This is a genomic window from Streptomyces sp. CA-210063 (genome assembly GCF_024612015.1).
Classification (GTDB): Bacteria; Actinomycetota; Actinomycetes; order Streptomycetales; family Streptomycetaceae; genus Streptomyces.
In genome coordinates this window covers 9919026-9941922 of the sequence record NZ_CP102512.1, presented here as the reverse complement: position 1 = coordinate 9941922, position 22897 = coordinate 9919026, and the positions used below count along the sequence as shown (strand labels likewise).

Sequence of the window (22897 nt, the reverse complement as noted above, 5' to 3'; positions counted from 1 at the left end):
GGCAGAGCCTCAGGCACCCTGGCACGCTCATGAGCGTGCATGCGCGTGACCTTCGCTGCTGCAAGGTCGATACTTCCAGCAGATGCGATCCCGCCGACCCCGTGCCCGACCACTCCAGATATCTGACACCCCGTCATCAAAGTCAGCACTCAGTCAGCATCAGTACCGCCAGAGCCCGCCAACGACCGCCGGGAACCGCCGATATCGACAACCAGCCAAGCCCATGATGACCTGTGAAGCCGCGGGCCGGAGGCTCGTCCACTCATCTCACCAGGAGGTACCCATGAGAATGCTCATCAACGTCGCGGAGACCGTTGTCGCGGATGCGTTGCGGGGTATGGCGGTCGCGCATCCCGAGTTGACCGTGGACGTGGAGAACCGGGTGGTGGTGCGGCGGGACGCGCCGGTGGCCGGGAAGGTGGGGCTGGTTTCCGGGGGCGGGTCGGGACATGAGCCGTTGCACGGTGGGTTCGTGGGGCCGGGGATGCTGTCGGCGGCCTGTCCCGGTGAGGTGTTCACGTCGCCCGTGCCGGACCAGATGGTGCGGGCCGCGGCGGCCGTGGACAGCGGGGCCGGGGTGTTGTTCATCGTGAAGAACTACACCGGTGACGTGCTGAACTTCGACATGGCGGCCGAACTCGCCGAGGACGAGGGCATCCGGATCGCCAAGGTGCTGGTCAACGACGACGTGGCCGTGACCGACAGTCTCTACACGGCCGGGCGGCGCGGCACGGGGGCGACCCTGTTCGTGGAGAAGATCGCGGGCGCCGCCGCCGAGGAGGGGCAGCCGTTGGAGCGGGTCGAGGCGTTGGCCCGGCAGGTCAATGAGAACTCCCGCAGTTTCGGTGTGGCCCTCAGCGCCTGCAGCACACCGGCCAAGGGCAGCCCGACCTTCGATCTCCCCGCCGGAGAGCTGGAGTTGGGTGTCGGCATCCACGGTGAACCGGGACGTGAGCGGCGCGCGATGATGACCTCGCGCGAGATCGCCGACTTCTCGGTGAACGCCGTCCTGGACGACATGAGCCCGCGCAACCCGGTGCTGCTGCTCGTCAACGGCATGGGCGCGACGCCGCTGCTGGAGCTGTACGGCTTCAACGCGGAGGTGCAGCGCGTGCTCACCGAGCGCGGGGTCGCCGTGGCCCGCACCCTCGTCGGCAACTACGTCACCTCGCTCGACATGGCCGGCGCCTCGGTGACGCTCTGCCAGGTCGACGAGGAGTTGCTGCGGCTGTACGACGCGCCGGTGAGGACTCCGGGACTGCGCTGGGGTGCGTGACGCACCCGTAGGCAGTCGATTCTCATACCACGCAAGGAGATTACGTGCTCGACGCCGACTTCTTCCGTCGTTGGATGACGGCCACCGCGGCCTCGGTGGCCCATGAGGCCGAGCGGCTCACGGCGCTCGACTCGCCCATCGGGGACGCCGACCACGGCAGCAATCTGCACCGCGGGTTCACCGCCGTGGCGGCCGTGCTCGAGAAGGAGGCGCCGGACACGCCCGGCGCCGTCCTCATACTCGCCGGACGGCAGCTCATCTCGACCGTCGGCGGCGCGTCCGGCCCGCTGTACGGCACCCTGCTGCGCCGTACCGGCAAGGCGCTCGGCGACGCCGCCGAGGTGAGCGAGGAACAGCTCACGGACGCACTGCGCGCCGGGGTCGACGCGGTGATGACGCTGGGCGGAGCCGCGCCGGGCGACAAGACCATGATCGACTCGCTGGTCCCGGCCGTGGACGCGCTCGCCGAGTCGTTCACCGCAGCGCGGGCCGCCGCCGACGAAGGCGCCCTGGCGACCACGCCGTTGCAGGCCCGCAAGGGCCGGGCCAGCTACCTCGGCGAGCGGAGCATCGGGCACCAGGACCCCGGTGCCACATCCGCCGCGCTGCTGATCGCGGCCCTCGCCACCGCCGCCGAGGCCCCGGAGGCCACCGATGTCTGACGAGAAGCTCGTCGGCATCGTGCTGGTGTCCCACAGCGCCGCCGTCGCCGCCTCGGTCGCCGAGTTGGCGCAGGGGCTGGCGGGTGCGGGCGCCACCGTTCCCGTCGCCCCGGCGGGCGGCACCGAGGACGGCGGCCTGGGCACCAGCGCCGAACTGATCTCGGCGGCGGCCGCCTCCGTCGACCGCGGCGCCGGGGTGGCGGTCCTCACGGACCTCGGCAGCGCGGTCCTCACCGTGAAGGCCCTCCTCGCCGAGGGCGACGAACTCCCCGCCCACACCCGCCTGGTCGACGCCCCGTTCGTCGAGGGCGCCGTCGCCGCGGTCGTCACGGCCTCGACGGGCGCGGACCTCGCGGCGGTGGCGAGCGCGGCTTCGGACGCGTACGCGTATCGGAAGGAGTGACCCGCCGAGCAAGTGCCTCTTGGGTGAGGGGCCCTGCCACTCCCTCAGGCGGCGGGCCCCGCAGGCATGTTCAGCTCGCCTCCCCGCAACGTATCGCTAGCCCTGCACCAACTTCCGCGCCAGTTCCTCCCCTTGCTCCACCGCCGCCTCCTGGTCCTCGATCGGGCTCACCCGGGAGTCCTCGAAGACGATGTAGGTGACGCCGGAGGCGGTGCCGCCGCTGCGCGGGTCGGGGCGGATGCCGAGGGCCTCGGCCGTGGCGTACGAGGCCTCGCCGATGATGTTCTTGGGGCCGGTGTCACCGACGACGGCGTACTGGATCCGGCCCTCGTAGACGACGGCGGCGACCGAACCGCCCTTGATGCCGTGGACGCGGTAGTCCCAGGTGCGACTCGGGGTGGGCACGACGATGAACGGCAGGGTCTCGGAGCGGAGATACCGTCCGTCGGACTGCCGGAAGGAAGTCGTGGGCTGGAACCACGGGTCGGTGTCGGGGTTGCAGCGCGGGCTCGGCCGGCCGTCGCAGTCGATGTCCATGTCCGCCTTCCAGAACACCGCGCCGTCGAGACCGCAGACGGGGACGACCGCGGGGGTGCCGGCGTCGCTGCGGTAGAGCCCCTCCGACACCCGAACGCACCCGCGCACCCTCGCCAGCAGGTCGGCGGCGGTCACGCTGCCCTCACGCTGGAGGAACTGCTGCGGGTGGGCGAGGGCGGGCAGGGCGACGGGGGCCAGCAGGGCGGCGCCGACGGCGGCCGGCATCAAGGAGCGGACACGCACGATGGGGAACCCTCTCCTGGGGGACATGGCGGACACTCACCCCAAGTTCGTGCGGGCAGGAGAGGTCGGCCACCGGGAGGGGGCCGGACGGATCACGGCGCCCGCCTCGCGGGTGCGCGGCCGAGGGCCCGGGCCGAACTCGGCCCCGGCCGCTCGGCCGCTCTCGGCGGCGCGGGATCGGCGACGACAGCGGCCCGCGCCGTACGGCGTGAACTGACCTGCTGCGCAAGAGAGTTCACGCCGTATCAGGGCACCAGCATACGTAGCCGTGCGCAGTGCCGCGCGCAGTGCCGTGAACCGCGCCGGGGCCACCGCGGGGATCGCGGCGAGCATCCGCGCGGCGCACATGTACTCAGGACGCAACCCTTGATGTGACCGCGTCAGGCATGTCATACATGGAGACAGGTACAGACCAATCCCGCCGTGGTTCGACGTCCGAGGGGGCAGCATCGTGCGAGGCGTTCCCATCCCGGCACTCGCCCTGGTGCCGTTGCTCTGCGGCTCACTGCTCCTCACGGCCGCCTGCGGCATGGACGAGAGCCCCGGTCGCCGTCCGCCTCCGGCCCCGCCCGGCGTCACCGCCGCCGCGGGCAGCGCCACCAGCGTGCACGTCATGTGGAACCGGGCGTCCGGTGAGCCGGAGATCGCCGGATACGAGGTGTACCGGGGCCGGACGAAGGTGAAGGACGTGCCGGGCGGCGAGCACATGGTGGACATCACCCGGCTCGAACCGTCCACCACGTACGTGTTCACGGTCCGGGCCCGTGGCGCCGCCGGGGATCTCGGGCCGCCCAGCGCGGAGGTCCGCGCCACGACACCCGCCGCCGCGCCGGCCGACCGGCGGACCCCGAGCCGGCCGGGGCGCCTCGGCGGAAAGGTGGTCGGGAGCAAGGCGGTCCAGCTGTCCTGGGGGCGGTCGACGGACGACCGGGGCGTGGTGTCGTACGACATCCTGCAGGGCGGTTCGAAGATCCACAGTGTGGGTGGGGCGCAGACGGCGGCCGTGGTCACGGGGTTGCGGCCCGGCACCCGGTACTCCTTCACCGTGCGGGCGCGGGACGCGGCGGACAACGTCTCGCCCGTGAGCCGGGCGGTACGGCTCACCACCGCGCCGGGGGCGGACGACGGGCGGGGCACCGCGCCCACCGGGTTCCGCGCCGGCATGCGCCGGGCCGACGGGGCGTACTCCATCGAGCTGTCCTGGGTGCCGCCGCGTGCCGACGGTGTGATCACGGAGTACGAGATCCAGCTCGACGGGCGGCCTGCGACCACGCTCGTCTGGGGCGGGACCCCGCCCCGGGGCCGAGCCACGTACAGCTTCTACGTGGGCCGGGAGGCCGGGGTGGCGTACCGGGTGCGGATCCGGGCGAAGCTGCCGGACGGGAGCTGGGGCGGACTCTCGGCGGAACGGACGGTGACGACCGCCGGGTGAGCCGGGTCGACCACCGCCGGGTGAGCGCGGTCGGCCGCCGCCGGGTGAGCCAGGTCCCCCGCACGGCGGAATCCGTCACCTGCCCGGGGGCGGTCCGCATGCGGGCGGGGCGAAGGGCACGTTGGCTCACCCTCAGGCAGCACGGGTCTCCCGATCCTCGGCGGCGCAAGGGATGCCGCCAACCGTGCCGCTGGAGGGCAGACCCCATGCGTACGTCTCAGATACTCCTCCGCTCCGGCCTGACGGTGGCCGCCGCCGCGCTGCCGATCGCCCTGACCGCGCCGGCCGCCGCCGTCACCACGGGGATCTCGGTGAGCACCACGGGATCCTCGGTCACGGTCACCACCAGCGATTGCCCCAACAGCACCAACGGCGTGTTCGGCAACGCCTCACTGCTCTCCAACGGGCAGGCGAACTTCTCCCAGGGGCGTCAGGCGACGCTCACCGGCACGAGCACCACCCAGTCCGCGGCCTGGTCGAACGTGCTCCCCGGCACGTACACCGTGATCGTGGTGTGCAGGGACGGGAACACGGCGGGCACCCAGTCGGTCATCGTCACCGCCGCCACCCCCACCATCTCCACGACCGCCTCGCCCTCGACCGCCTCGCCCTCCCTGGGCGTCATGGGCGGCGTCGGCGGTGCCACCCAGGAGTACGGCACCGCCACCCTCGTGGGCGGCGGGGCACTGGTGGCCGCCGGCACGGTGGCCGCGGTCTGGTACCTGCGCCGGCGCGCCAAGCCGCACCGGCTGTGAGCCACGCGTGGGCGGTCGCCGTGTGACACGGACGGCCGCCTACTCGCTCCCCGAACGCTCCGCGCGGCCACCGGTGTCCCCCGGCAGCCGCTCGAACTCCTCCAGGGCGTTGGCCAGCCACTGGGTCCAGAAGGTCTCCAGGTCGATGCCGGCCCGCAGGATCAGATGCTGGAGCCGGTCCTGAGCCGTGTCCCGGCCGGGTCCGAAGTCCCGCTTCTCGATCTCCTCGTACTCGGCCAACTGCCGCCGGTGCAGGACCAGATGGCGGCGCAGGTCGTCCTCAAGACCGGTCGTGCCGACCACCGCCGCGGCGCGCAGCCGTACGAACAGGGCGTCACGCCACGGCTTGGGGTCCTGGGGCGAGGAGGTCCAGCGGGCCAGTTCGTCACGGCCGGCCGGCAGGACCTCGTAGCTCTTCTTCTGGCCCCGCGTCGGAGCCTCGCTCGGCAGGGCCCTGATGTGGCCCTGCGCCTGAAGTTTTCCCAGCTCGCGATAGATCTGCTGGTGCGTCGCCGACCAGAAGTAGCCGATCGACCGGTCGAACCGCCGGGTCAGCTCCAGGCCCGAGGAGGGCTTTTCGAGCAGGGCGGTGAGGATCGCGTGCGGGAGTGACATGGGCTCATCCTAGGAAGGCCCACGGCGCCGAAGCCCGCGCCGAGCCCCCGCCCGGCCTCCTACAGCGCCGCCGCCAGCTCGGTCCCCTGTTTGATCGCGCGTTTGGCGTCCAGTTCGGCCGCCACGTCGGCGCCGCCGATGAGGTGCGCGGAGCGCCCGGCGGCGACCAGGGCGTCGTAGAGGTCGCGGCGCGGGTCCTGCCCGGTGCAGAGCACGACCGTGTCGACCTCCAGGACCTGGCGGACGCCGTCGACGGTGACGTGCAGCCCGGCGTCGTCGATCAGGTCGTACTGGACGCCGGGGACCATGGTGACGCCGCGGTGCTTGAGTTCGGTGCGGTGGATCCAGCCGGTGGTCTTGCCGAGTCCGGCGCCGACCTTGGAGGTCTTGCGCTGGAGAAGGTGCACCGAGCGCGGCGGGGCGGGGCGCTCGGGGGCGGCGAGGCCGCCGGGGGCGCGGTAGTCCATGTCGACGCCCCACTGCCGGAAGTACGCCGCCGGGTCCTCGCTCGCCTTCTCCCCGCCGTCGGTCAGGTATGCGGCGACGTCGAAGCCGATGCCGCCGGCGCCGAGGATCGCGACGCGGTCGCCCACGGGGGCGCCGTCGCGCAGGACGTCCAGGTAGCCGAGGACCTTGGGGTGGTCCACGCCGGGGAGTTCGGGGGCGCGCGGGGTGACGCCGGTGGCGACGACGACCTCGTCGTAGGCCGTGAGGTCGTCGGCCGCGACGCGCGTGTCGAGTCGTATGTCGACGCCGTGCGCGTCGAGCCGGTTGCGGAAGTAGCGCAGGGTCTCGTCGAACTCCTGCTTGCCGGGGACCTTGCGGGCCACGTTGAGCTGGCCGCCGATCTCGCTCGCGGCGTCGAACAGCGTGACCTCGTGGCCGCGTTCGGCCGCGCTCACCGCGCAGGCGAGGCCGGCCGGGCCGGCGCCGACGACGGCGACGCGCAGGCGCCGCCGGGTCGGAGAGAGCACCAGCTCCGTCTCGTGGCAGGCGCGCGGGTTGACCAGACAGGAGGTGATCTTGCCGCTGAAGGTGTGGTCGAGGCAGGCCTGGTTGCAGCCGATGCAGGTGTTGATGGCGTCGGAGCGTCCGTCGCGGGCCTTGTTGACGAACTCCGGGTCGGCGAGCATCGGGCGGGCCATGGACACCATGTCGCCATGGCCGTCGGCCAGCAACTCCTCGGCCAGTTCAGGGGTGTTGATGCGGTTCGTCATCACGAGCGGCACCGAGACCGCGCCCATGAGCTTCTTGGTGACCCAGGTGTAGGCGCCGCGCGGCACGGAGGTCGCGATGGTGGGGATGCGGGCCTCGTGCCAGCCGATGCCGGTGTTGATGAGGGTCGCCCCGGCCGCCTCGACGGCTTTCGCCAGCGTGACCACCTCGTCGAAGCTGGACCCGCCGGGCACGAGGTCGAGCATCGACAGCCGGTAGACGACGATGAAGTCCTCGCCGACCGCCTCGCGCACCCGGCGCACGATCTCGACGGGGAAGCGCGTGCGGTTCTCGTACGAGCCGCCCCAGCGGTCGTCGCGGTGGTTGGTCCCGGCGGCGATGAACTCGTTGATCAGATAGCCCTCGGAGCCCATGATCTCGACGCCGTCGTACCCGGCCTGCCGGGCGAGCCGGGCCGCCCGCGCGTAGTCGTCGATCGTCTGCTCGACCTCGGTGTCGGTGAGGGCGTGCGGGACGTACGGGCTGATCGGGGCCTGGAGGGCGCTCGGCGCGACCAGGTCACGGTGGTAGGCGTACCGCCCGAAGTGCAGGATCTGCATCGCGATCCGGCCGCCCTCGCGGTGTACGGCCTCGGTGATCTCGCGGTGCTGTTCGGCCTCGGCGTCGGTGGTGAGCTTGGCGCCGCCCTCGTACGGCCGGCCGGCCTCGTTGGGCGCGATGCCGCCGGTGACGATGAGACCCACTCCCCCGCGCGCCCGGGCCGCGTAGAACTCCGCCATGCGCTCGAAGCCGCGCGCGGCCTCCTCCAGGCCGACGTGCATGGAGCCCATGAGGACGCGGTTGGGGAGTGTGGTGAAGCCCAGGTCGAGCGGGCTCAGCAGGTGCGGGTAACGGCTCATGGGGCCCTCCGTGCGTGGCGTCGTCCCCACCGTTGTAGACGACGCCACGCAGTTTATGCAACTAGTTGCACAATGGCTGAGGGCAAGGCCACATCAAGGCGAGTGGAAGCCTCGGCATGTCCCTCAGCGCCTTGGCCCCGATCTCAGGGCCGGGTGCCGATCACCACGTGGGCGTATCTCTCCTCCGGGACGGCCGCGTGCGCGGTGAGGCCGGAGCGGCGCAGGGCGTCGAGGGCGTGCGAGGCCTGGCGTTCGCTCGTCTCGACGAGCAGGCAGCCGCCCGGGGCGAGCCACTCGGGGGCCTCGGCGGCGACCCTGCGCAGGACGTCGAGGCCGTCCCTGCCGCCGTCGAGGGCGACGAGCGGTTCATGGTCGCGGGCCTCGCTCGGCAGGAGCGGGACCTCGCCGGTGGGGACGTACGGCACGTTCGCCGCGAGGATGTCGACGTGGCCCCGCAGCCGGGCGGGCAGCGCCGCGAAGAGGTCGCCCTCGTGGGCGTGGCCGCCGTGCGGCGCGATGTTGCGGCGGGCACAGCGGACCGCCGCCGGGTCGATGTCGGCGGCGTGGAGTTCGGCTCCGTCGAGCGACGCGGCCAGGGCGGCGCCCACCGCGCCGGAGCCGCAGCAGAGGTCGACGACGACGCGGGCGCCGGGGACCGTGGCGAGGGCCCGCTCGACGAGGAACTCGGTGCGGCGGCGGGGAACGAACACACCGGGTTCCACGGTGATGCGCAGGCCCGCGAACTCAGCCCAGCCGAGGACGAGTTCGAGGGGCAGGCCCGCGACGCGCCGGTCGACCATGGCGGCGGCCTCGTCCGGGGTGCGCGCGGTGGTGAGGATCAACTCCGCCTCGTCCTCGGCGAAGACGCAGCCGGCGGCGCGAAGTGCCGTGACGACAGAGGTGGTGGAAAGAAGTGGCATGAGAGCCGAGAGCCTTTCGGTGGGCCGAAGGGCGCTCCCGCGGTGGGCCTATCGGCGGTACACCGCGACGCGTTGAGATGAGAGCACCCGACCTGACACAGCGGTAATGGGTCTCACCTCCTCGGTCCACGTGGCGACTGGCCCGGTCACCTTACCGCATGGTCATGGCAGGTCCACGGGTATGCGGGCCCCCGTGAACCGGGTGGTGCCGCGCAGCCGGAAGCCCAGCGACTCGTACAGCCGGACGGCCCCCGTGTTGGCCGCGGCGGCCTGCAGGAAGGGGATTTCGCCGCGCTCGCGGATGCCGTGGGCGACGGCGTGGACCAGCCGGGTGGCGAGGCCCTCGCCGCGGAACGCCGGGTCGGTACAGACCGCGCTGATCTCGGTCCAGCCGGGTGGGTGCAACCGCTCGCCGGCCATCGCGGCAAGGGCGCCGCCCCGGCGTATGCCGAGGTAGGTGCCGAGTTCGATCGTGCGCGGCAGGAAGGGGCCGGGTCGCGTGCGTTCGACCAGGTCGAGCGCCTCGGGCACATCGGCCGGGCCGAGCCGTACGGCCTCCTCGTCCGGCGCGGCGGCGACACCGTCGTCGACGAGCAGGACGCCCTCCAGGTCGAAGGTGATCTCCCAGTCGGCGGGGAAGCGCCCCTCGTAGGCCGCGACCGCGAACTCCCCGCCGGGGCCCGCCATCGCCGCCAGGTCCGTCCAGTCGACGGCGTCGGGCTCGTCGGGCAGGGCGAGCCACGGCGACACCTCGACGGGATAGCGCAGTACCCGGCCGCGCTTCTCGGCGAAGTGGGCGTGCGGTCCGGTGAGGGAGGCGAGCGTGGGGTTGTCGAGGACGTGCGGCGCGGTGCCCGTGCCCTCGATGTCGCTCACGTACTCGGCCATGCTCCCGCTCTCCTCCGCTGCTGTCAGGTCACCGGCCGTATCCGACCGGCTTCGGCTTCAGGTGCCGGGAAGATCGTAGGGGGCGCCGTTCTCGAGGTGCCGGGAATTCCCTACGGGCGTGATGACCGCCGACCGCCCCGGGCGCGGAGCGTGGTTCACCGCCACGTACGGTTGTACGACTCAGCCATCACCGCCGTCACGTTGGACCCCCATGAACGTCACCCGAGGCTTCACCGGACGCCCTCGCGTCCCCCGTCCAGGTCTGCCGCCCGGCCAGTACGACTCCGGCGACGACTGGCCCGTCCTGTCCGCCGAGGTCACGCCCGACCTCGCGCCCGCCGACTGGACGTTCCGGATCGACGGTCTGGTGGCCGAGCCGCGCTCCTGGGACTGGGACGAGGCGCACACGCTGCCCGCGTCGGTGTACGAGGGCGCCATCCACTGTGTGACGAGTTGGTCGAAGTTCGGGGTGCGGTTCGGCGGAGTGTCGCTGGACGCGTTCCTGGACGTGGTCCGGCCCGACGCGTCCGCCACCCACGCGGTCGCGTACGCGCACAGTGGCTACACCACGAACCTTCCGCTCGCCGACCTCACCGGCGGGCGCGCCTGGATCGCCTGGGAGTACGACGGCGAGCCGCTGCCCGCCGAGCACGGCGGGCCGGCGCGGCTGCTGGTGCCGCACCTGTACTTCTGGAAGAGCGCCAAGTGGATCGCCGGCCTGACGCTCCTCGACCACGACGAGCCCGGCTTCTGGGAGCAAAACGGCTATCACGCGCGGGGCAACCCGTGGGAGGAGCAGCGGTACTCCGGTGACTGAGACAGCGACCACTGGAGGTTTCACGCCGCCCACGCGCTTCGCCGTACCCGGGCGCATCGCCGTGAGCGACCGGGCGGCGGCGGTCTGGCAGACGGCGACGCTGACGGAGATCCGGCGGGAGACGCCATCCGTGGCCACGTTCCGGTTCGCGGTGCCCGGGTGGGCGGGGCATCTGCCCGGACAGCATCTGATGCTGCGGTTGACCGCCGGGGACGGCTACACGGCGCAGCGCCACTACTCGCTGGCGTCCCCGCCCGACGACGCCGGGCACATCGAGCTGACCCTGGACCACGTCGAGGGCGGTGAGGTCTCCGGGTGGTTCCACACCGAGGCCCGGCCCGGTGACGAGGTGGCGGTGCGGGGCCCGCTCAGCGGTTTCTTCGCCTGGCCCGGGGACCGGCCGGCGCTGCTGGTCGGGGCCGGCTCGGGTGTCGTACCGCTGATGTCGATGATCCGCCACCACCGGGCGCGCGGCCTCGACGTACCCCTGCGGCTGCTGGTGTCCGCGCGTGGGCCCGAGGAGCTGATCTACGCGGCGGAGTACGGCGCGGAGACCACCGCCGTGTTCACGCGCCGGGCGCCCGACGGGGTGCCGGTGGGCCGGCTGTCGGCGGAGCACGTGGCGCCGCTGCTGGCCGAGCGGCCGCCGGGCGGATGGGAGGCCTATGTGTGCGGCTCCAACGCGTTCGCCGAGCACGCCTCACGGCTGCTGGTCGAGGCCGGGCAGCCGGTGCACCGTATCCGTATCGAGCGGTTCGGCTGACACGTCCGGCCCGGACAGCGCGCCCCGCTGGTTCGCACTTCCATGATTTCTGGCGCAAACCATGCCATCGCGTCCTCTTTCGGGTACACCGGAAGTGCGGACCAGTCCTAACCGGGGTTCTCGTACAGGAGGACCACGCCGGTGAGGGAGGGCGAGATGCGAGGCCAGATGTTCGGATGGCGCTGGCGCCCCAATCCGCTGCGCCGGCGCTCGGACGTCGTCGAGGCGTGGACGGTGCTGCTCGTCGTGTTCCTCCTCGTCCTCGGCGCCCCGGCGGCCGGGATCGCGGTGGGCCGGTGGGCCCACGGGGACGCGCGGGCGCATGCCGCGGCCGAGCGCGCCGCCCTCGACCGGGTCAGCGCCGTGGTCGTCGAGAACGCCCCGGACCCGGTGCCCACGGCCCACGGCGACAAGCAGCCCATGTACTGGGTGAAGGCCCGCTGGACCGAGCCCGCCGGCGGCTCCCGGACCGGCGAGGCTCGGGTGCCGGCGGGCACCGACCGCGGTGACCGCGCCGACGTCTGGCTGGACTCGGCGGGCCGCAGCGTCCAGGCGCCGCCGACCGACACCGCCGTCTGGCAGCACGCACTGTCCATGGGGACCTGTGCCACGGGCGGCGTCGTCGGCATCGTGCTGCTCGGGCATCTCGTCGTACGCCGGGTCGCCATCCGGCATCGGCTGGCCGAATGGGAACAGGAGTGGGCGCGTACGGGCCCCGAGTGGGGGCACCGCTGGGCATGACCATAAGACAAGAACATTGCTCAGCCAATGGCTGCGCACCGCATGTCAGCCACCCTCGAAACATCCACAAAATCCATCTCCTCAACGCAGTTGATACTTCAAGAGCCTTGCTGACATACTCCGCTTCCTCCCCCACAGTTTCCGCACAGTGGCTCGACTCCCGCGATTGTCGAATTCCCTGCGATGATCACCGCGACCGGACCGGGTCGACTGCGAGACATAAGGCAGCGAAGAGGGTGCATTGTGTCCAACTACACGGCACGGTACGACAGTTCCGTCCCGTTTCCTCCCCCGCCCAACCAGGGAGGTGATCCGTTTTCCCCTTCTCCCGCATCCGGCGCGGGGCGCACGCAGACAAGCCGACAGCCCATACACGCACACCCTGAATTTCGTTCAATAAGCGCCGCATATCGCAGATTCGGTGTATGGGCGACCTCGCTGTCCGTAGGTGGATTCCTGACGTACGTCCTGCTGTCGAGTTTCGTACCAGGAGTAATGAACCAGCGGCTGATCGGGCATCTGACGCTGGGACTGACCCTCGGCCTGGCCCAGTTCGCCGTCATGGGGGTGACCGCGTACCTGTACGTACGGCACATGCGGAAGAACTTCGACCCGGTCGCCCGCCGGCTCCGTGCCCACCTGGAGGAGAGTGAGGCCGAGCAGCGTCGCGTTCCGGCCGGACGGCGGCTGCGCACATGGTGACCTTCTCCGCGAGTGTGGCCGACGCCTTCAGCCTGCGGCTGACGTTCGTGCTGTTCCTGTCCGTCGTCGTGATCACCCTGTTCACCGCGTTGCTGACGGCTCCGCAGCGCGACGAGATCAGCGAGTTCTACCTCGGCAACCGTGACATGTCGCCGCTGCGCAACGGCCTCGCGATGTGCGGCGACTACCTCTCGGCCGCGACACTGCTCGGCAGCACCGGCCTCGTCGCCCTGACCGGGTACGACGGTCTGCTCTACCTCGGCGGCACGGTCGTCGCCTGGATGATGGTCCTGCTCCTCATCGCCGAACCCCTGCGCAACTCGGGCAGGTTCACGCTCGGCGACGCCCTGGCCCGGCGGCTCCCACTGCAGCAACGATCCGTCCGGCTGGCGCTCGCCGTCTGCACGCTCACCGTCTGCACCCTCTATCTGGTGGCCCAACTGGTCGGCAGCATCGCGCTGATGACACAGTTCGTGGGGGAACCCGGCCCGACCACGCGGACGATGGTCGTGATCATCATCGGCACGATCGTGACGATCTACGCGGCGATCGGAGGCATGCCGGGTGCCACCTTCATCCAGGTGGTCAAGGCCGTGATGCTCGTCGCCGGTGTCACCGTGGTCGCCGTGCTGGTGTTGAACCGCTTCGACTGGAACATCGACAGCCTCCTGGCGTCCGCGACCGCGGGCAGCGGGCTGGGCGGCGAGTACCTCCAGCCGGGCCTGCGCTACGGGGCGGGCCCCATCAGCAAGATCGACTTCTTCAGTCTGCAACTGGCCATCGTGCTCGGGCTCGCCGCACTCCCCCACGTGATGATGCGGCTGCTCGCGCCCCGCAAGACCCGGGTACTGCGCGCCTCGGTGGTGTGGGCCGTGGGTCTCGTCGGGTTCGTGTGCCTGATGGCCGGTGTGCTGGGCCTCGGCGCCACCGCCGTCGTGGGCCGGGACACCATCTCGGACATCGACCACAAGGGCGACGCGGCCGTACTGCTGCTCGCCCACGAACTCGGCGGCGAAGTCCTCACCGCGATCGTCTCGGCCCTGGCCTTCGTCACGCTCCTCGCGGTGGCGGCCGGACTCACCCTCGCCGCCGCCTCGTCCGTCGCCCACGACCTCTACGGCGAGGTGATCCGCAAGGGCAAGGCCAAGGAGGCGCAGGAGCTGGGCGTCGCCCGGATCGCGGCGGTGGCCATGGGCGTCCTCGGCATGATGTTCGCCCTGCTGGCCTGGGGCACCAACACGGCCACCCTGGCGTTCCTGGCCTTCGCGATCGCCGCGTCCGCCATCCTGCCGACCATCGTCTACAGCCTGTTCTGGCGCGGGTTCACCGCCCGCGGCGCCCTGCTCAGCCTGTACGGCGGTCTGGCCACGTCGGTCCTGCTCGTGCTGTTCTCCCCGGTCGTCTCGTCCACCCCCGACTCGGTCTACCCCCACGCCGACTTCGCGTGGTTCCCGCTGCAGAACCCGGGCATCGTGTCGATCCCGGCGGGCTTCCTGCTGGGGTGGCTCGGCTCCCGCCTCGGTCCCCGGCAGGAGGAGACCGTGTACGAGGACTTCGAGGTCCGGGCCCTGATCGGGGCCGACCAGAGGTGAGCCGTGGGGCGTCGCGGCCCGGAAAGAAACACTCTTGGCGGGCCCGCGGCGCCCCACGTACGGTGTGATCATCCGCACACCCAGAACTCAAAAGGTGGTCCTTCATGGCCCTGTTCGACCTGCCCCTGGACGAGCTCCGTGGTTATCGAAGCGCTTCAACGGAGCCCGAGGACTTCGACGCCTTCTGGGCGAAGACGCTCCAGGAGGCCCGCGAGCACGACCTCGGCGCCCGTTTCGAGCCGGTGGAGACCCACCTGAAGACGGTCGAGGTGTACGACGTCACGTACTCCGGGTTCGGCGGGCACCCGGTCAAGGGCTGGTTCGTCCTCCCGGCCCAGGCCACCGAACCGCTGCCCACCGTCGTGGAGTTCATCGGCTACGGCGGGGGCCGCGGCCTGCCCCACACCCACCTCCTGTGGGCCTCGGCGGGCTACGCGCACTTCGTCATGGACACCCGGGGCCAGGGCAGCGCCTGGGGCGGAGGCGGCGACACCCCCGACCCGGTGGGCGGCGCACCGGCCTTCCCCGGTTTCATGACCCGGGGCATCGACGCCCCCGAGAACTACTACTACCGCCGGGTCTATACGGACGCCGTACGCGCGGTGGAGGCCGCCCGCTCCCACCCGCTGACCGACGCCGCTCGCACGGCCGTCGTCGGCTCCAGCCAGGGCGGCGGCATCTCCATCGCGGTCGGCGGGCTCGTCCCGGACCTGGTGGCGGTCGCGCCCGATGTGCCGTTCCTGTGCGACTTCCCGCGCTCCACGACCATCACCGACCGCGATCCGTACCGCGAGATCGGCAAGTACCTCAAGACCCACCGCGGCCGCACCGAGCAGGTCGGGCGCACCCTCGCCTACTTCGACGCGGTGCACTTCGCCGCGCGCGGCCGGGCCGCCGCCCTCTTCTCGGCGGCCCTGGAGGACCAGACCTGCCCGCCCTCCACGGTCTTCGCGGCGTTCAACGCCTGGGCCGAGGCCAACAAGCGCATCGAGGTCTACGACTTCAACGACCACGAGGGCGGCGGCCCCTTCCAGGAGGCGGTCAAGCTGCGCTGGCTGGCCTCGCAGTTCTGAGAGGGCCGGGCAGCCCGGGCACCGCCCAGGCCGCGCGGGTGCCGGTGACAGCGGTTCCGCCGCACGGGTTCCCTCCTGTCCGACCAGTCGGTATGTTCAGGGAGCCCGGGTGGTCCGCGCCCGGGTGACCTGCGTGGACGACGGAGGGGTGCATGTCTGAGGTGCGGGGTCACTGCGAGGCACGGTTCCAGGCCGTGCGGAGCGCGTTCGAGGAGAACTTCGACGCGCGTGACGAGCTGGGCGCGGCGGTCACGGTGACGCTGCACGGGGAGACCGTGGTGGACCTGTGGGGCGGCTGGGCCGACGGGGCGCGGACCCGCCCCTGGGAGCGGGACACCCTGGTGAACGTGTGGTCCACGTCCAAGGGCCCGACCGCGCTGTGCGCGCACCTCCTCACGGACCGGGGGCTGCTCGACCTGGACGCCCCGGTGGCCGCGTACTGGCCGGAGTTCGCGGCGGCGGGCAAGGAGGGTGTACTCGTACGTCATCTGTTGTCGCACCGGTCGGGGCTCGCCGGGCCGCGTGAGCCGCACTCGTTCGCGCAGCTGTGCGACTGGGAGCTGACGGTGAAGCGGCTCGCGGCGCAGGAGCCCTGGTGGGAGCCGGGCACGCAGTCGGGGTACCACGCGATGACGTTCGGTTTCCTCGTCGGCGAGGTGGTCCGGCGGGTGTCGGGGCTGCTGCCGGGCGCGTTCCTGGAGCGGGACGTCACCGGGCCGCTCGGTATCGACTTCACGATCGGGCTGCCGGACGCGAAGGCGTCGAGGGCGGCCGAGCTGGTCCATCCGCCGACCGCGACGACCAGTGAACAGGCCGCGATCTTCGCCCAGTTGACGCCCACCGCGCTGGCCGCCCTCGCCAACCCGGTGGTCGGCGCCGCCGAGGCCAACAGCCCCGAGTGGCGGGCCGCCGAGGTCCCGGCCGCCAACGGCCACGGCACCGCCCGGGCGGTCGCCGCGCTGTACGGGATCCTCGCGCTGCGGGGCACCTGGGGCGGGCAGCGGGTGCTGTCACCGGAGGCGGCCGAGCGGGTCCGTGAGGCCCAGGGCGGCTGCCGTGACCTGGTGCTGGGCGCGGGGTTCGGCCGCGACACGGAGATCGGCCTCGGGCTGTGGCTGAGCGGCCCGCACGGCTCGTACGGGCCGAACCCGAGGGCTTTCGGCCACGACGGCTACGGCGGCTCCTGCGGCCTCGCCGATCCGGAAGCGGGCGTCTCCCTCGGCTATGTCATGAACCGCATGGGCCCGCGCATCGCCGACGACCCGCGCAAGATGGCGCTGGTCGACGCGCTGTACAGCGCACTCTGACGCGCCGGGGTCGGCCGGCGAACGGCTGGAGCGCCTGCGCCACCGGTGCGGAGCCACCCGGTACACCTCGTTGAAGCGCCGGGTGAACTGATCAAGGCGCGGACTCGCCCCGTCGAACCGCGCCCCCTGCCGGAATCCGGCGATCACCCGAACCGGTCACCCCTTGTGGGTGGCCACCACCATCCGGCACCGCGGGCTGCCGTCGGCGCGCTGCCCGAACTCGGGCAGCGCGAACAGTTCCACCTCGAAGCCGGCGCGTTCCAGCTCGGTCCGTACGACGCCGAGCCGGAACGGCCGGTAGTACATGACGAACGGCGGCCGCCAGACCGCGTTGCGCACCCGCATCGCCGCGTCGAAGCCGAGCGCCGCCCAGTACCAGGGTGAGCGCGGCGGGGCGGGCGCCGGCAGCGGGAAGGCGAAGCGGCCGCCCGGCCGCAGCACGGAGTGGACCTGGGCGAACAGTCCCGGCAGCTCGTCCGGCAGGAAGTGCCCGAACGCGCCGAAGCTGACGGCCAGATCGAAGACGGGGGCGAAGGGGAGGGCGCGGGCGTCGCCGCGCACCCAGGAGACGCGGGGGCCGCCGGGGTCGGGGGCGCCGGAGCCCACCTGCTCCCTCCCCACCGCCAGCATCCCCGCGCTGATGTCGACGCCGGTGACGCTCTCCCGGCACACCTCGCGCAGCACCTCCATCCCGGCCCCGGTGCCGCAGCAGAGGTCAAGCCCGTACTCGAACGGCCCCATCGACGACAGGGCCGCCCCGACCGCGTCCAGGACGCTGTCCGGCGTACGGAACGGGGTCTGGTCGAACTTCGGCGCGAGCAGGTCGTAGCCGTGTTCGACGGACGAGAGCGCCTGAACGGCGAGTTCGCGGAGGCTGGGGCCTTGCGGGGTGAACATCACGTCAGCTTAGGCCTTGGCTCGGGGCAGCGGGCGGCGTACGCCCTCGCCTATGGTCCGGTACATGACTTCGTTCCGTCCTGCCCCGACCTGGCTGGCCGACGCCGTCTTCTACCAGATCTATCCGCAGTCCTTCGCCGACTCCGACGGAGACGGCATCGGGGACTTCGCCGGAATCACCGACCACCTCGACCATCTGTCCTGGCTGGGCGTCGACACCGTCTGGCTGAACCCCTGCTTCGTGTCACCGTTCCGCGACGCCGGGTACGACGTCGCCGACTATCTGAACGTCGCCCCGCGCTACGGCTCGAACGACGACCTGGCGGGGCTCGTCGACGAGGCGGGCCGCCGGGGCATCCGGATCCTGCTGGACCTCGTCGCCGGGCACACGTCCATCGACCACCCGTGGTTCCAGGCCGCCGCGAACGACCCCGACGACCACCGCTACATCTGGACGGCACAGGGCCGCCCCGACGGCTTCGTCGCCTCTCCCGGGACCCGCCCGGGCGCGTACCTCCCGAACTTCTTCGACTCCCAGCCGGCCCTCAACTTCGGCTACGCGCGCGGGAATCCGGCCGAACCCTGGCGGCTGCCGGTCGACGCTGACGGCCCGCGCGCCAACCGCCACGCGCTCCGCACGATCATGGATCACTGGCTGGGCCTCGGTCTCGCCGGCTTCCGTGTCGACATGGCCTCGTCGCTCGTCAAGGACGACCCGGGCAAGGTCGAGACCGCCCGTATCTGGACGGAACTGCGGCACTGGCTGGACACCGCCCACCCGGACGCCGTGCTGCTCGCCGAATGGGGCGAGCCGGAGGTCTCGATCCCGGCCGGCTTCCACGCCGACTTCTTCCTCCACTTCGGAGGCCCCACCGACGGCCTCGCCCTGCGCTCGCTCTGGAACAACGGCGAGGGCACGGTCGAGGAGACCTGGGATCCGCTCGACTGCTTCTTCGACGCGAGCGGCAGGGGATCACCGCGCCCCTTCGTCGAGGCCTGGCGACAGGCGACCACAGCCGTCGACGGCACGGGCTCCATCTCCCTGCCCACCTCCAACCACGACTTCTCCCGCCTCAACTGCGGACCCCGCACGGCCGACCAGCTCCCCGCCGCCTTCGCCTTCCAGCTGACGTGGCCGACGCTCCCGGCGATCTACTACGGCGACGAGATCGGCATGCGCTACGTCCCGGGCCTGCCCGACAAGGAGGGCAGCGTCCTCGGCCCCCGCTACAACCGCGCGGGCTCCCGCACCCCCATGCAGTGGGACGACACCCCGAACGCGGGCTTCTCCACCGCCCCTGCCGACCGCCTCTACCTCCCCGTGGACCCCTCCCCCGACCGCCCGACCGTCGCCGCCCAGCGCGCCGACGACACCTCCCTCCTCCCTCTCGTACGCCGCCTGATCGCCCTGCGCAGGCGCACTCCGGAGCTGGGCTCCAACGGCTCGGTGGAGGTGCTGAACGTGGGGTATCCGTTCGTGTACGTGCGGGGTGGGCGGTACCTGGTGGTGGTCAACCCGCAGCGGCACGAGGCGAGTTGCCCGTACGCGGTTGCCGTCGACAGCGCCCTGGAGGCACAGGGCGTGGAGATCGCCGACGGCACCATCACCGCGCAGGGCTTCGGGTACGGGATCTTCGAACTCGGCGGATGATCGTCAGGGCCCCGGTCCTGGTCCGCGGTCGGTGTCCGTGGAGCCGTATGCCGCTCCCGCCGTGTTCCGCGACCCAGGGGGCGACGGGCTCGGCGGCAGCCGGATCGACACTCTGCCGTGCAGCGGTCCGGAACGCGAGGAGGCCGGGGCGGTGGGCCCCGGCCTCCTCGGTGTGTCTACCGTCCGGGCGAGTCGGCGACAGTCGGCTCCTCGCCGTACGCGGTGAGGAAGCGGTCGCGGAAGGAGTCCATACGCCATACGGGAGCGTCGTCGCCGGGCCGCAGGCCGTCGGACCAACCCCAGTCGTCGATCTTTTCGAGGACCTTCGGGTCGCGGGCGACGATGGTGACGGGTACGTCGTGGTCGGCGCCGTTGCCGCTGACGCTGGCCATGGGCTGGTGGTCGCCGAGGAAGACCAGCACGGTGTTCTCGTCGCCGTACTTCTCCACGTACTCAAGGAGGCTGTGCAGCGAGTACTGGACGGACTTGCCGTACTCCTCCTTCACCTCGACGGGGTCGGTGAACACGTCCGCGGGGTCCTTGCCCGCCTTTTCGACGCCCTGGTAGACCGAGCCGTCGCCGACCTCCTCCCAGCCGATCATCTCCGGCAGCGGCGCCCACGGCTGGTGGCTGGAGGTCAGGATGATCTCCGACATCAGCGGCTTGCCGCCCTTCTTGGCGGCCTCCAGACGCTCGAACGCGGTGAGGGCGTACTGGTCGGGCATGGTCGACCAGCTGAACTTCGGCCCCTGGTAGCCGAGATCGCGGGAGTCGTAGACCTTGTCGAAGCCGTAGAAGTCGCCTTCCGGCCAGTTGTACTGGACGCCGGGCACGACGCCGACCGTCCGCCAGGCACCCGTCTTGGCGAACGCGCCGGGCAGGGTGAGGCGTTCGCCGGCGGTGACCGTGCGGTAGCGGCTCTGGTTGTCGATCCACAGGCCGGTCAGGAACGTGGAGTGGCCGAGCCAGCTGCTGCCGCCGTACGTCGCGGAGGTCAGCCAGCCGCTCTTCGCCGCGAACCCGGCCTTGGTCAGCGCCTCGCCCTCCTCGTCGAGCGCCGCGTTCACGCCCGGCGCGATGGCCGGGTCCTCGAGGGCGGCGCGGCCGTAGCTCTCGACGAAGGAGATCATGACGTCCTTGCCGCGCAGTCCGGTCAGCAGCTGGTCGGCGGGCACCTCGGCGAACTTGTCCTTCTTGACCTCCTTGGCGAACGCGGCCTCGTCCCTGAGCGTCTCCCGCACCCGGTCCCAGCGGTCCTGCACGAACCCGATGGTGTTCCGGGAGGCGACCGCGGTGTTCTCGATCGGTGTCAGGCCGAGCGCCGCGCAGGTGATCCACACGGTTCCGGCGACGATCGTGCCCTTGGTCGCCCGGTCGCGGTCGCTGACCAGGAGGTTCACCAGCCGCACCACCGCCAGCGACATGACGACGAACAGCAGCAGCACCAGGACCGCGAGGCCGATCACGGCGACCTTGGCGCCCGTACCGCCGAGGGTGTCCTGCGTGTACGACTCGGCGTCGTCGAGCAGCCCCCAGTCGAGGACCACGTTGAAGCCGCGGCCTAGGAACTGGTTGAAGCCGATGTCCAGCGCCTTCACGACCACCAGCGCGGCCAGGCCCACCCCGATGACGACCGCCGCGACCAGCCTCGGCCTGCGGGGCAGAACGAGCAGCAGGGCGGCACCGAGGATCGGCTCCACCGGTATCCGCAGGAACTGCCGCGCCACGAAGTACTCGGCCTGGCCCGGCATGAGCAGCGCGAAGAACACCAGGGCGGCGGCCAGCGCGGTGATGCCCCAGGAGAGGCCGCGTGCGGCGACCGGGTACTTCTGCTGGAACGCCGTCCGGTACCTCCGCCATCGGCGGACGGGCCCGCCGGTCTGCGCCGGCGTGTCCTCGACGGGGCTGTCCGACGCCGACGGGTCCGACGCCGACGGGTCCACCGCCGACGACTTGCCCGTCTCGTCCGCCTCGTCCGTCTCGTCCGTGTCCGGTGAGGGGCTGGAGCGCGTGAAGAGCGACACGCGACGTTCCTTCCGTGCGAAGACCGCTGGTGGTGCCCCCATCTGTACGGGGGACCCGCGCCATCAGTTCAAAGACCACGGGTAAGCCATCGGCAAGGAACTCCCCAACGGCCCACCACTAGTGGTGGTACAATTAGCTTGGCACGTGTGTATCGCCCGTTCCCGGGCTCCGGTGCCGCTCTCTCTCAGATCCTGAGATCTCTCCGCTGAACCGCCCGTCGATTCCCGACCGGCCCTCGGCTTCCCCGTACCACCCGCGACGCACAGGCCGCCTCTCACACGCGGCCCTGAACGGCTCAGCCGTAGCCCGGGTGTGTGCCTTCCCCTCCCCTTCCCCCATGCGTTTCCCTCACGTCCTTGAAAGGACCCCCACTCATGACCACCACCACACTCGAACGCACTTCCACAGATCGGCAGCCTCCGGCCCGGGTCACCGGCGTCCTGGAGATCGCACAGGGCGGGCAGGGACACCTGCGCGCCGAGCGCGGCCTGCCCACCGCCGCCGACCCGCAGGTCCCCGCCGCGCTGATCCGCCGGTACGGCCTGCGCAAGGGCGACACCGTCGAGGGCGTACGCGACGGCCGGCGCGGCCTCACCGAGGTCGAGCGGATCAACGGCCGTACGCCCCAAGAGCTGCGCGGCCGCCCGCACTTCCACGACCTCACCCCGCTGCACCCGCGCGAGCGGCTGCGGCTCGAACACCCGGCGAGCGGACTGACGGGCCGTCTGGTCGACCTCGTGGCCCCCGTCGGCAAGGGCCAGCGCGGGTTGATCGTGGCCCCGCCCAAGACCGGCAAGACGGTGCTGCTCCAGCAGGTGGCCGCCGCGATCGCCGCCAACCACCCCGAGGCCCGCCTGATGGTGGTGCTCCTCGACGAACGGCCCGAGGAGGTGACCGACATGCGGCGCTCCGTGCGGGGCGAGGTGTACGCCTCGACGTTCGACCGCTCCCCCAAGCAGCACATCGCACTCGCCGAACTCGTCGTGGAACGCGCCAAGCGCCTCGTCGAACAGGGCGAGGACGTCGTGATCCTGCTGGACTCCCTGACCCGGCTGTGCCGGGCCCACAACAACGCGGCCGCCGCCGGTGGCCGCACCCTCAGCGGCGGTGTCGACGCCGCCGCGCTCCAGGGCCCGAAGCGGCTCTTCGGCGCCGCCCGGCTGACCGAGGAGGCCGGTTCCCTCACCATCCTGGCCACCGCCCTGGTGGAGACCGGCTCCCGTGCCGACGACTTCTTCTTCGAGGAGCTCAAGGGCACCGGCAACATGGAACTCCGCCTGGACCGCGCCCTCGCCGACCGGCGCGTCTTCCCCGCCGTCGACATCACCCCGTCCGGCACCCGCCGCGAGGAACTCCTCCTGACACCGGGCGAGTTGAGCGCCGTACGAGGGCTGCGGCGCGCCCTGCGGTCCCGCGAGGGACAGGCCAACCTCGAAACGCTCCTTGAGCGGCTGCGCGCCACCCCGGACAACGCGACGTTCCTGCGCCAGGTGCAGCCCACGCTGCCGACGGCATGACGTGAG

The 22897-nt window shown here is 71.7% G+C and carries 21 protein-coding genes; 14 read left to right on the top strand and 7 right to left on the bottom strand.

Annotated elements, in window-relative coordinates:
* The first annotated feature begins 283 nt into the window (after nt 1–283).
* The 3 genes from dhaK to JIX56_RS43610 are packed head-to-tail and all read left to right on the top strand — an operon-like array spanning nt 284 to nt 2341.
* Nucleotides 284–1276, top strand: coding sequence for a dihydroxyacetone kinase subunit DhaK (gene dhaK, locus JIX56_RS43620; protein WP_257549464.1), 993 nt, complete (start codon nt 284–286; stop codon nt 1274–1276).
* A gap of 44 nt (nt 1277–1320) precedes the next feature.
* Nucleotides 1321–1938 carry a dihydroxyacetone kinase subunit DhaL gene (gene dhaL / locus JIX56_RS43615; RefSeq protein WP_257549462.1) on the top strand — a complete coding sequence of 206 codons (618 nt, stop codon included), beginning with the start codon at nt 1321–1323 and terminating at the stop codon, nt 1936–1938.
* Nucleotides 1931–2341 (top strand): PTS-dependent dihydroxyacetone kinase phosphotransferase subunit DhaM, encoded by a 411-nt coding sequence (locus tag JIX56_RS43610; RefSeq protein ID WP_257549460.1) that lies wholly within the window; start codon nt 1931–1933, stop codon nt 2339–2341. The genes dhaL and JIX56_RS43610 overlap by 8 nt, the downstream gene beginning before the upstream one ends.
* Before the next feature lie 96 nt (nt 2342–2437).
* Here JIX56_RS43610 and JIX56_RS43605 read toward each other — a convergent pair whose 3' ends face one another.
* On the bottom strand, nt 2438–3121 hold the full coding sequence (locus JIX56_RS43605; RefSeq protein WP_257549458.1) for a glycoside hydrolase family 75 protein: 684 nt from the start codon (nt 3119–3121) through the stop codon (nt 2438–2440).
* Nucleotides 3122–3572: 451 nt separating this feature from the next.
* Here JIX56_RS43605 and JIX56_RS43600 point away from each other — a divergent pair, with 451 nt between their 5' ends.
* Complete coding sequence (locus JIX56_RS43600; protein WP_257549456.1) at nt 3573–4553, top strand: fibronectin type III domain-containing protein; 981 nt, start codon at nt 3573–3575, stop codon at nt 4551–4553.
* 206 nt (nt 4554–4759) lie between these two features.
* Nucleotides 4760–5308 carry a hypothetical protein gene (locus JIX56_RS43595; RefSeq protein WP_257549454.1) on the top strand — a complete coding sequence of 183 codons (549 nt, stop codon included), beginning with the start codon at nt 4760–4762 and terminating at the stop codon, nt 5306–5308.
* A gap of 39 nt (nt 5309–5347) precedes the next feature.
* Here JIX56_RS43595 and JIX56_RS43590 read toward each other — a convergent pair whose 3' ends face one another.
* The 4 genes from JIX56_RS43590 to JIX56_RS43575 form a co-directional block, all read right to left on the bottom strand.
* Nucleotides 5348–5923 carry a PadR family transcriptional regulator gene (locus JIX56_RS43590; protein WP_257549452.1) on the bottom strand — a complete coding sequence of 192 codons (576 nt, stop codon included), beginning with the start codon at nt 5921–5923 and terminating at the stop codon, nt 5348–5350.
* A gap of 59 nt (nt 5924–5982) precedes the next feature.
* Nucleotides 5983–7998 (bottom strand): NADPH-dependent 2,4-dienoyl-CoA reductase, encoded by a 2016-nt coding sequence (locus JIX56_RS43585; RefSeq protein ID WP_257549450.1) that lies wholly within the window; start codon nt 7996–7998, stop codon nt 5983–5985.
* Between the two features lie 143 nt (nt 7999–8141).
* Nucleotides 8142–8918 carry a putative protein N(5)-glutamine methyltransferase gene (locus JIX56_RS43580; protein WP_257549449.1) on the bottom strand — a complete coding sequence of 259 codons (777 nt, stop codon included), beginning with the start codon at nt 8916–8918 and terminating at the stop codon, nt 8142–8144.
* Nucleotides 8919–9080: 162 nt separating this feature from the next.
* Nucleotides 9081–9806, bottom strand: coding sequence for a GNAT family N-acetyltransferase (locus JIX56_RS43575; RefSeq protein ID WP_257549447.1), 726 nt, complete (start codon nt 9804–9806; stop codon nt 9081–9083).
* Nucleotides 9807–10017: 211 nt separating this feature from the next.
* Between JIX56_RS43575 and JIX56_RS43570 the strand changes: the two genes are divergently transcribed.
* The 7 genes from JIX56_RS43570 to JIX56_RS43540 all read left to right on the top strand — a co-directional run bounded on the left by JIX56_RS43570 (nt 10018) and on the right by JIX56_RS43540 (nt 16801).
* Nucleotides 10018–10623: a sulfite oxidase-like oxidoreductase gene (locus JIX56_RS43570; RefSeq protein WP_257549445.1), complete on the top strand. Its 606-nt coding sequence runs from the start codon at nt 10018–10020 to the stop codon at nt 10621–10623.
* Complete coding sequence (locus tag JIX56_RS43565) at nt 10616–11386, top strand: ferredoxin reductase (RefSeq protein ID WP_257549443.1); 771 nt, start codon at nt 10616–10618, stop codon at nt 11384–11386. Before JIX56_RS43570 ends, JIX56_RS43565 begins: the two co-directional genes overlap by 8 nt.
* A gap of 156 nt (nt 11387–11542) precedes the next feature.
* Nucleotides 11543–12127, top strand: coding sequence for an Rv1733c family protein (locus tag JIX56_RS43560; RefSeq protein ID WP_257549441.1), 585 nt, complete (start codon nt 11543–11545; stop codon nt 12125–12127).
* 183 nt (nt 12128–12310) lie between these two features.
* Nucleotides 12311–12829: a DUF485 domain-containing protein gene (locus JIX56_RS43555; protein ID WP_257549439.1), complete on the top strand. Its 519-nt coding sequence runs from the start codon at nt 12311–12313 to the stop codon at nt 12827–12829.
* A complete protein-coding gene (locus JIX56_RS43550; RefSeq protein WP_257549437.1) occupies nt 12823–14421 on the top strand; it encodes a solute symporter family protein in 1599 nt (532 codons plus the stop codon). The genes JIX56_RS43555 and JIX56_RS43550 overlap by 7 nt, the downstream gene beginning before the upstream one ends.
* Nucleotides 14422–14525: 104 nt before the next feature.
* Nucleotides 14526–15494, top strand: coding sequence for an acetylxylan esterase (locus JIX56_RS43545; protein WP_257549435.1), 969 nt, complete (start codon nt 14526–14528; stop codon nt 15492–15494).
* Nucleotides 15495–15646: 152 nt separating this feature from the next.
* Nucleotides 15647–16801, top strand: a complete 1155-nt coding sequence (locus JIX56_RS43540; protein WP_257549433.1) for a serine hydrolase domain-containing protein — start codon at nt 15647–15649, stop codon at nt 16799–16801.
* Between the two features lie 156 nt (nt 16802–16957).
* Here JIX56_RS43540 and JIX56_RS43535 read toward each other — a convergent pair whose 3' ends face one another.
* Nucleotides 16958–17698, bottom strand: a complete 741-nt coding sequence (locus JIX56_RS43535; RefSeq protein ID WP_257549431.1) for a class I SAM-dependent methyltransferase — start codon at nt 17696–17698, stop codon at nt 16958–16960.
* A gap of 64 nt (nt 17699–17762) precedes the next feature.
* On the opposite strand from JIX56_RS43535, the gene JIX56_RS43530 reads away from it, so the two are divergent.
* Nucleotides 17763–19349 (top strand): alpha-amylase family glycosyl hydrolase, encoded by a 1587-nt coding sequence (locus JIX56_RS43530; RefSeq protein ID WP_257549429.1) that lies wholly within the window; start codon nt 17763–17765, stop codon nt 19347–19349.
* 176 nt (nt 19350–19525) lie between these two features.
* On the opposite strand, the gene JIX56_RS43525 is transcribed toward JIX56_RS43530, so the two are convergent.
* Nucleotides 19526–21373: a sulfatase-like hydrolase/transferase gene (locus JIX56_RS43525; RefSeq protein WP_257549427.1), complete on the bottom strand. Its 1848-nt coding sequence runs from the start codon at nt 21371–21373 to the stop codon at nt 19526–19528.
* Between the two features lie 375 nt (nt 21374–21748).
* Here JIX56_RS43525 and rho point away from each other — a divergent pair, with 375 nt between their 5' ends.
* Nucleotides 21749–22891, top strand: a complete 1143-nt coding sequence (rho, locus tag JIX56_RS43520) for a transcription termination factor Rho (protein WP_257549425.1) — start codon at nt 21749–21751, stop codon at nt 22889–22891.
* Nucleotides 22892–22897 lie beyond the last annotated feature (6 nt).

What these genes read in the sequence shown, in the direction of transcription:
- dhaK (WP_257549464.1), top strand. Translation starts at nt 284, where the DNA reads ATGAGAATGCTCATCAACGTCGCGGAGACCGTTGTCGCGGATGCGTTG.
- JIX56_RS43610 (WP_257549460.1), top strand. Translation starts at nt 1,931, where the DNA reads ATGTCTGACGAGAAGCTCGTCGGCATCGTGCTGGTGTCCCACAGCGCC.
- JIX56_RS43595 (WP_257549454.1), top strand. Translation starts at nt 4,760, where the DNA reads ATGCGTACGTCTCAGATACTCCTCCGCTCCGGCCTGACGGTGGCCGCC.
- JIX56_RS43590 (WP_257549452.1), bottom strand. Translation starts at nt 5,923, where the DNA reads ATGTCACTCCCGCACGCGATCCTCACCGCCCTGCTCGAAAAGCCCTCC.
- JIX56_RS43585 (WP_257549450.1), bottom strand. Translation starts at nt 7,998, where the DNA reads ATGAGCCGTTACCCGCACCTGCTGAGCCCGCTCGACCTGGGCTTCACC.
- JIX56_RS43580 (WP_257549449.1), bottom strand. Translation starts at nt 8,918, where the DNA reads ATGCCACTTCTTTCCACCACCTCTGTCGTCACGGCACTTCGCGCCGCC.
- JIX56_RS43575 (WP_257549447.1), bottom strand. Translation starts at nt 9,806, where the DNA reads ATGGCCGAGTACGTGAGCGACATCGAGGGCACGGGCACCGCGCCGCAC.
- JIX56_RS43570 (WP_257549445.1), top strand. Translation starts at nt 10,018, where the DNA reads ATGAACGTCACCCGAGGCTTCACCGGACGCCCTCGCGTCCCCCGTCCA.
- JIX56_RS43560 (WP_257549441.1), top strand. Translation starts at nt 11,543, where the DNA reads ATGCGAGGCCAGATGTTCGGATGGCGCTGGCGCCCCAATCCGCTGCGC.
- JIX56_RS43555 (WP_257549439.1), top strand. Translation starts at nt 12,311, where the DNA reads ATGATCACCGCGACCGGACCGGGTCGACTGCGAGACATAAGGCAGCGA.
- JIX56_RS43550 (WP_257549437.1), top strand. Translation starts at nt 12,823, where the DNA reads ATGGTGACCTTCTCCGCGAGTGTGGCCGACGCCTTCAGCCTGCGGCTG.
- JIX56_RS43545 (WP_257549435.1), top strand. Translation starts at nt 14,526, where the DNA reads ATGGCCCTGTTCGACCTGCCCCTGGACGAGCTCCGTGGTTATCGAAGC.
- JIX56_RS43540 (WP_257549433.1), top strand. Translation starts at nt 15,647, where the DNA reads ATGTCTGAGGTGCGGGGTCACTGCGAGGCACGGTTCCAGGCCGTGCGG.
- JIX56_RS43535 (WP_257549431.1), bottom strand. Translation starts at nt 17,698, where the DNA reads ATGTTCACCCCGCAAGGCCCCAGCCTCCGCGAACTCGCCGTTCAGGCG.
- JIX56_RS43530 (WP_257549429.1), top strand. Translation starts at nt 17,763, where the DNA reads ATGACTTCGTTCCGTCCTGCCCCGACCTGGCTGGCCGACGCCGTCTTC.
- rho (WP_257549425.1), top strand. Translation starts at nt 21,749, where the DNA reads ATGACCACCACCACACTCGAACGCACTTCCACAGATCGGCAGCCTCCG.